The sequence below is a fragment of the Pirellulales bacterium genome, from assembly GCA_036267355.1.
Taxonomy (GTDB): Bacteria; Planctomycetota; Planctomycetia; order Pirellulales; family DATAWG01; genus DATAWG01.
The window spans coordinates 37,949-45,758 of sequence record DATAWG010000037.1; the positions used below are offsets into that span (position 1 = coordinate 37,949).

At 62.5% G+C, this 7,810-nt stretch carries 5 protein-coding genes and 1 pseudogene; 3 read left to right on the forward strand and 3 right to left on the reverse strand.

What is annotated here, in order from left to right:
• Positions 1-181: 181 nt before the first annotated feature.
• Entirely contained in the window at positions 182-1,198 is a 1,017-nt protein-coding gene (lipA, locus tag VHX65_06480; GenBank protein ID HEX3998177.1) for a lipoyl synthase, read from the reverse strand.
• The gene (locus tag VHX65_06485; protein HEX3998178.1) at positions 1,188-1,928 is read right to left on the reverse strand and encodes a hypothetical protein; all 741 of its coding nucleotides are present in this window, start codon (positions 1,926-1,928) and stop codon (positions 1,188-1,190) included. Before VHX65_06485 ends, lipA begins: the two co-directional genes overlap by 11 nt.
• A gap of 288 nt (positions 1,929-2,216) precedes the next feature.
• On the opposite strand from VHX65_06485, the pseudogene smpB reads away from it, so the two are divergent.
• Positions 2,217-2,663 (forward strand): annotated as a pseudogene (gene smpB / locus VHX65_06490) (SsrA-binding protein SmpB).
• A 168-nt stretch (positions 2,664-2,831) separates the two neighbouring features.
• Here the strand turns inward: smpB and VHX65_06495 are convergent.
• On the reverse strand, positions 2,832-4,976 hold the full coding sequence (locus VHX65_06495; GenBank protein ID HEX3998179.1) for a M28 family peptidase: 2,145 nt from the start codon (positions 4,974-4,976) through the stop codon (positions 2,832-2,834).
• Positions 4,977-5,412: 436 nt separating this feature from the next.
• Between VHX65_06495 and VHX65_06500 the strand changes: the two genes are divergently transcribed.
• Positions 5,413-5,892, forward strand: a complete 480-nt coding sequence (locus VHX65_06500) for a response regulator (GenBank protein ID HEX3998180.1) — start codon at positions 5,413-5,415, stop codon at positions 5,890-5,892.
• Positions 5,893-6,017: 125 nt separating this feature from the next.
• Positions 6,018-7,810 (forward strand): ATP-binding protein (locus tag VHX65_06505; protein HEX3998181.1); only part of this gene is annotated, 1,793 nt, incomplete at its 3' end.

Sequence of the window (7,810 nt, forward strand, 5' to 3'; positions counted from 1 at the left end):
GACGCGCCGGCCCTGAAAGGGCCGTTCAATAAACGACGGGAACCCTGGAACGGCCCAGTCAGGGCCGGACAACACGTTGCATCGAGTTCCCAGGGCTACGCCGCTGGCGCGGCTCCGCCCTGGGCTGACGGAATGAGCCTTTCAGGCTCAGGCTTTATCCGCCTCTCGCCCCTCACCCCCACTAACCTTCCGCCATTTCGCGGGCGTGGTAGCTCGACCGCACGAATGGCCCGCTGGCCACTTGCTTGAAGCCAAGCAGCCGGGCCAGTTGGCCCAGTTCGTCGAATTCCTCCGGCGGCACGTAGCGCTCGACCGGCAGATGGGCCGGCGTCGGCTGGAGATATTGGCCGAGCGTGAGCAAATCGCAGCCGGCGGCCCGCAGGTCGGCGAGCGTGTCGAGCAGTTCGTCGTGCGTTTCGCCCAAGCCGAGCATCAGGCCGCTTTTGGTTTTGATCGACGGATCAAGCCGCTTGACTTGCCGGAGCAATTCGAGCGTCCAACGATAATCGCTCTTTCTGCCGCGCACGCGGCGATACAATCGCGGCACCGTTTCCGTGTTGTGGTTGAACACTTCCGGCGCCGCCGCAACCATCCGCTCGATCGCGCCCGGCTTGTCGAGAAAATCGGGCGTGAGCACTTCAATCGTCGCGCCGGTTCGCTCTCGAACGGCCAGCACGGATTGATAAAAATGCTCGGCCCCGCCGTCGGCCAGATCGTCGCGCGTCACCGAGGTGATCACGACGTGCTTCAGCCCCAGCCGAACGGCCGCTTCCGCGACGCGCTGCGGCTCGTTGGCCTCGAGGGCCTCGGTCTTTCCTTTCGGCACCGAGCAGAAGCCGCATGGCCGCGTGCACACGTTGCCGAGGATCATGAACGTGGCCGTCTTGGCCGACCAACATTCCATGCGGTTCGGGCATTTAGCGCTTTCGCACACCGTTTCCAGGCCCAGCTCGGAGATCAAGCCGGCCGTGAAATGCAGGCCGCCGCCGGGAGGTAAATTCCGTTTCAACCAACGGGGCAAGCGCGTTTGAGCTTCGGCTGGCGGGCCGGAAGCGCTGGCGGGGCCGGTCGCACACGATCGGTGAGTCATCGCCCGGCCGGCAGTCGGCAATTCGGCAGTCGGCAATTCGACGATCGGCAATTCGACGATCGGCAGTTCGACGATCGGCAGCGCGGTCTTGGAAAATTCAATGGGCACGGGCAGCACGCTCTCGCGTTTTCTCGGGCGAACGGGCCAACAGCGGATGGCTGGTGTGAATGTGGTAGCGAGCGGCGCCGAAGGCCTCGGCGAAATGCCGCACGATGCCGCTCCGCACCGCCGTCATTTTAACCGACCCTTGCCGTTCGACCATCAGGCTGCTCATCGGCTCGCCGTCGGCCGGATCGCTCACGACCCGCCGCACCAGCCGCATCGCCGGCGCGACATTCAAAAAAGCTCCGTGATAGGTGGTCCAATTCTTCACTGCCGCGCCGATCGCGGCAAGTTGGCCCGTGCGTCCCCAAACGCCCGGCCAGCCGTCGCGGCCGGTCGCGGGAATGGCCAGCTCGGCAAGCGTGTTCATGAGCCCGGCTTGCAAGCGGCCCAGATATTCGCCGACCGTCCAGGCGCATCGCTCCAGCGGCACGATGGGATAAATTGCCAGTTGCCCCGGCAAATGTGCGATGCATCCGCCGCCGCGATTCAGCCAGCGGACTTCGATCTGCTGGCTAATAAGTTCGTCGCTGCTGATATGGAGGTGAGTTCGCGAGCCGCTCCGTCCGACCGTGATCAGCGGCGGATGTTCGCATACCAATAGCGTGATCGCGCGATCGCCGGCCCCGCTGGCTTCGTAAACCAGCCGTTGCTGCAACGCCAGGCAGGCCTCGAAATCGATCGGGCCGAGCAAGAATGCCTGCATGGCGTCGGAAGTTGGTGCAAAGTGATCCATGGGGCGCTTAAGGTAGTAGGCATACTCCGTATGCCGTTTGCGGTCACATTCCGGCTACCATTATCAAGTGGCCGACGGCACACGGAGCTTGCCTGCTACATTGCCTCTTGCGATTGGGCGGCGGTTGTATACGATTCGGAATAACGCTCAGCAGTTCGCGTCAAGTCTTATCGAAAGCCAACCCCACTCTAGCAGTCGCCTCGGCGACGGGAAAGAGCAGCTACGGCCCCGACGAACCCCAACAAAAAGGCGAAAAAAAAGCCCCCCGTCGACCGCGAGCACGACAACGAACGGCTCATCGCGCAGAATCGCCGCGCCCGGCATGAATACGAGGTGATCGACACGCTCGAGTGCGGGATCGTGCTTGTCGGAAGCGAGGTGAAAAGCTTGCGCGGCGGCCGTCTTTCGCTCGACGAAGCCTACGGTCGGCTCGTGCGCGGCGAAGTGTTTTTGATGGGCTGCGATATTGCCGAATACGTGCAAGCCAACCGGCTGAATCATCAGCCCCGCCGCCCGCGCAAGCTCTTGATGCACCGCCGCGAGATCAAGAAATTCGCCAGCCAGGCGATGGAGAAGGGGCTCACCCTCGTGCCCTTGAAAATGTATTTCAAAGAGGGCCGGGCCAAGGTGCTCATCGGCATCTGCCGCGGCAAGAAGCTGCACGACAAACGCGAGTCGCTAAAAACCGCCGCCGTCAAACGCGACCTCCAACGCGCCATGCGCCGCGAACATTGAGGCCGAATAGCCGCACCCCAATCAATCGCTTTCGAAGTGCTTGCTCATATGGATGGCCGGGCGGTGATAGCCGCTGGCAAGATAGAAATCGATTGCCGCCCACGTCGGGCCTGGTGTGCGCACGGAGCGCTTCAAGAGCATTCCCGGTCGATGCTTCGCTCCCGTTAATCACCCCCGCGGCGGCTCGAGCGTTACTTCCAGTTGCACTTCCTTGCCGGCGCGTTTGACGCGCACGGGCACCTTGTCGCCGGCGCGGTGTTCGCGGAGCGCGGCGTCGAAATCCTCCAGGCCGGAAACCTTGGTGTCGCCGAGGCGGGTGATGATGTCGCCGGATTTCAAGCCGCCCACTTCCGCCGGGCCTCCCTTGGTGACGCCGGAGATCGCGTAGCCGCCGGGGTTTTCGACGCCGAAATCCGGAATGCTGCCGAAGTAGGGGCGATCGCCGCTCTGCTGCGTCGGGTGGCCGAACGACGCCGGCGATTCAAAGAAATGCGGCCGCTCCGGCGCGTCGGCAATCGCGGCCGCCACGTCGGTCACAAAATCGGCCACGCGACGCATGTCGGGCACATCGAGCTTGTCGGCCGTATCCGTCGGACGGTGATAATCGGCGTGCAGGCCGGTGAAGAAAAATAGCACCGGAATCTTCTTGCCGAAGAACGACGCATGATCGCTCGGGCCGAACCCACCTTTTTCGCCAATGATCTTGAAGCCGAACGGCTCGTCGAGCCGCGCGACCAGCGGGGCAAACTCCGTGGCCGTGTCGATGCCGTAAACGGTGAGCTTGTTGTCTTTCATTCGGCCGACCATATCCATGTTGAGCATCGCGATCGTTTTGTCGAGCGGAACGAGCGGATCGCGAACATAGCGGGCGCTGCCCAAGAGGCCCCGTTCTTCGCCGGTGAACGAGATGAACAGAAACCTGCGCGGGAATTTCTTCACCTTCGCCCGTTCTGCTAGTTGCCGGGCGACTTCGAGCAGTGCGGCAGTGCCCGAGGCATTGTCGTCGGCGCCGGGATGGATCACATGCACGGCCTGCGGGGCAAGCGAACCGAATCCGCCGTAGCCCAGATGGTCGTAATGGGCGCCGATGACGATCGTCTCGTCGGCATGCGGGCCATCCCCTTCGAGTTCGGCAAGCACGTTTCGGGCAGGCGTTTTGGTACGCACCAAGTCGGCTTCGCCGGCGACTCGCCAGCCAGAAAGTTCGCGTGATTGCGGTTTGCCGGCCGCATCGATCTCGTGCTCGATCGATGCCAGATCGGAACCGGTGGCCGCTTTGATCATGGCGTCGATCGGGCCGCGGCGGCAGAAGAACACGGCCGGGCGGCTTGGATCGTCTTCGTCGCCGGCCCGCTCGACTCCCAACAGCGGATCGATCTCGTCGGCAACCATTTTCGTGCGGTTGGCGATTTGGCCGGCCAGGCGCTCATCGTTTTTCACATGCGCGGCGATCTGCTCGAGCGCGGGGTGGGCGATCCTCAAGTACGCTTCATTTTCCTTGGCGAGATCCGCGATGGCCGATTGCATCGACGATTGCAGGCTGCCGACTGAGCGGCGAATGCCGTCGTCGTCGCTGCAGAAAATGATTGCCGCCGCGCCATGCTCGGCGGCGGTGGCCACTTTGCGGATGAAGGGGGCGTAGGGCGAATCGTGGTTGCCGAACAAGCCATGCGGATCGGACCGTTGCGGTTGGTGCCGCAGCACGATGACGATTTTGCCCTTCACGTCGAAACCGGCATAGTCGTCATAGTTCTCCTTCTTGGCGGTGATGCCGTAGCCGACAAACACGGCCGGGGCGTCGAATTTGTGCGAGCCGCCGATGGCCAGCGGATTGAAATCGGTTCCGAGCTTCAACGCAATCGTCTGCGGCTCTTTCTTGCCGGACGAATTCTTTTCGGATGCTGGCCCCACGAATTCAAGCCGATTCCGCTTTTCCGGCCCGAGCTCCGACCCGAGCGACAAATTGATCCGCTCGAATGGCTGACCGTCGTAGAGATCGGTCTTCAGGCCGAGTTCTTTGAACCGCCGGGCAATATAGTCGCCAGCCAATACCAAGCCATGCGTCCCCAACCCCCGGCCTTCGAGCTCCGGCGAGGCAAGATAACGAGTCGCGTCGGCTAGCCGCTGGTCGGCGGCCTTGGCGGCAGCGTCTTCCGGCGCGCCCGCGACGCGATCAACGGCGGATTTGGCGGGTGCCGCGGCGTAGGCAGCAGAGGTTTTCGCCGGCGTCTCGGCAAAGATGGGCAAATTCGCGGCAACGGCAAACCCGATCGCGACGACAAAACCACAAAACGTCAAAATCCGGCGGTTCACAATCGAACTCCAGCTTAGGAGGGCAACTTGGTGGGGAATATTTGGTGGGCTGGGCGGCTTTGGAAGGTCGGGGAGGGCAAAGCCGATTAGCGGCGCCTCCACCGTGGATCGGCGGTCTTATCCGACTGCGAATCCATCGCGGACACGCTGCCGTTTAATACCGCCGGCCCTTCGCTCATTCTTTCACCCGGCGGCGGCGACCGTCAAGTTGCGAATTCGATTATTCGATTTTGACACCGCGCGGTTTGCCGGATATTCTTCGCCCTCGCCACATTGGGACCACGGATGGACCCAGGGGGCAAATGCCGAGCGATGAAGCGCGATTGGCGAAACCCGCGGGGAAACTCGGTTTCGCACATTCGTCTAAGGCGTTCTTTCGTCGCTCGCCATCGGTGTTTAGCTACTCCCCCGAGGGGGTGCACATGGAGGTGCGCGCTTGGTTCAGAAATCGAATGTTCTGATCGTCGACCGGTCGGCCGAATCGCGCGAGGTGCTGAAAACCGCTCTCGAACGACGCGGGATGCGAATTTTCGAGGCTACGGATGTGGAAAACGGCGTGAAACTCGCCCGCCAACATCGGCTCGATTTGATCGTGCTGGATCTCGAAGCGTCCAATCTCGGCGACGAAATTTCGAGCGGCGACGCAAACAACGACCGGATCGCGACCGACGCGACGATGATCCACCGCGAATCGGTCTTCCGCCCATCGGCCGGCGATTCGGCGGTCGCCGGCTTGAACTTCGCCGGCAATGCTTCTTCGCCGCCAACGCCCATGGTGCTCTTGGGCGTGGCCCGCGGCCGCAATTGCTTGCCCGGCAATCGTGCCGAGCCGTTCTTCGCCAAACCCTATCATTACGGGCCCCTGATTCTTAAAATTGAGCAAATGCTGGGACAGGGGCGCGGGACGAGGAGCTAGGGACGAGCAGACAAAACACAATCGCGGACGCAGCCGACACGGCGAGCGTCTGCCAGCGTTTCACTCGCCCCTAGCCCCTCGCCCCCAGCCCCTATTTACTCCCCTTGTTCTGGGAGACGAATGGGGTGGCTGCCTCGTTGTTCGTGATTCAAGGCCGTGACCAGGGAACCCGCTTTGAGCTGGATAGCCAAAGCGTCGCGTTTCCGCTCGGCCGCGACACCGGCAATCGCATCCAACTGCACGACACGGAGGTATCTCGCCGGCATGCCGAGCTGAGGCGCAATGGCGAGACGTTCTCGATCGTCGACCTCGGCAGCTCGAACGGCACCTTCGTCAACAATCAGCGCATCCAACAGCAAGAGCTTGCCAGCGGCGACCAGGTGCAGATCGGCCGCACGGTGATGCTCTTCACCGGGCTTGGCGAGGCGCCCTCGTCGAGCCTCGGCGCGCAGGTGAATATCGGCATCGGCTCGGGCGACGACCGGTCGCGAATTCTGCATTCGGTAAGCCGCGAGGAGGGGAGCCGCATCTTCTCGCCCGATTTCGCCACCGCGGATTCATCGCAAGGGCAATGGCTGGCCCGAGCCCGCAGCAATCTGCAAATCATGTATCGCACGGCCTTGGCCGTCAGCCACACGCTCGATATCGATCAGCTCTTGCGGCGGATCATGGATTTGATCTTCGAGTGGGTCGAAGCCGACCGCGGTTGCATCATGCTGCTCGACCCGGAAACCAAGCAACTCCGCCCCAAGGTGCGCCGCGATCGCAAGGGATTGCGCACCGACGCTGCGTCGCAATCCGAAGAACGGATCACGATCAGCTCGACGATCCTCGACTACGTGATGCAGCGCAGCGAAGGCGTTCTCACCAGCGATGCCCGGCAAGACGATCGCTTCGACACCGCGGCCAGCATCGTGCATAGCGGAGTGCGCGAGGCGATTTGCGTGCCGATGCAAGGCCGCTACGACGTGGTCGGCCTGATCTACATCGACACCTCGACGCCGGCCAGCCGGGCCCTGGACCGGCTCACCGGCATTTTCAACGCCAACAAGTTTACCGAAGAGCATCTGAAGCTGATGGTCGCCATCGGCCATCAGGCGGCCCTGGCCGTCGAAGACACGAACTATTATTCGGCGATGGTGCAGTCCGAGCGGCTGGCGGCCATCGGCCAAACGATCGCCTCGCTGTCGCACCATGTGAAGAACATTCTCCAAGGTATTCGCGGCGGCAGTTATTTGATCGAGATGGGCCTGGCCGAGCACGATGAAGAAGTCGTCAGCAAGGGCTGGTATATCGTCGAGCGAAATCAGCGCAAGATTTCGGCCCTCGTGATGGACATGCTCACGTTCAGCAAAGAGCGCGAGCCCGAATTCGCCGCCGCCGATCTCAATTCCGTCGTCGGCGATGTGATCGAGTTGATGCAATCGCGGGCCGACGAATTGAAAGTGCAGCTCCGCTGGGAACCCGATCCGGCAATCCCCCGCCTGACGTTCGATTCCGAGGGCATCCAGCGGGCCGTGCTGAACATCGTCACCAACGCGCTCGACGCATGCGATCAACGCGAAGACGGCCTGGTGACGCTGCGCACGGAGCAATTGCCGGCGGCGGGCAACGTGCAGGTGAGCGTCGAAGACAACGGCACGGGGATCGATGCCGATAGCCTGAAGCAACTCTTCAGCCCGTTCTTTTCCAGCAAGGGTTCCCGCGGCACGGGCTTGGGTCTGGCGGTGAGCCAAAAGATTTTGAAGGAGCACGGAGGCCGGATTCATGTCGAGAGCCGGCCCGGCGAAGGCAGCCGGTTCACACTTGAATTTCCCGCGATGCCGGCCGAAGATGCCGCCTCGCATCATTCCCCCGGCGACACCAGCGCCACGGGCGCGACCACGAGCGACGGCCGGGTGCTCTCCGAACCCGCCGG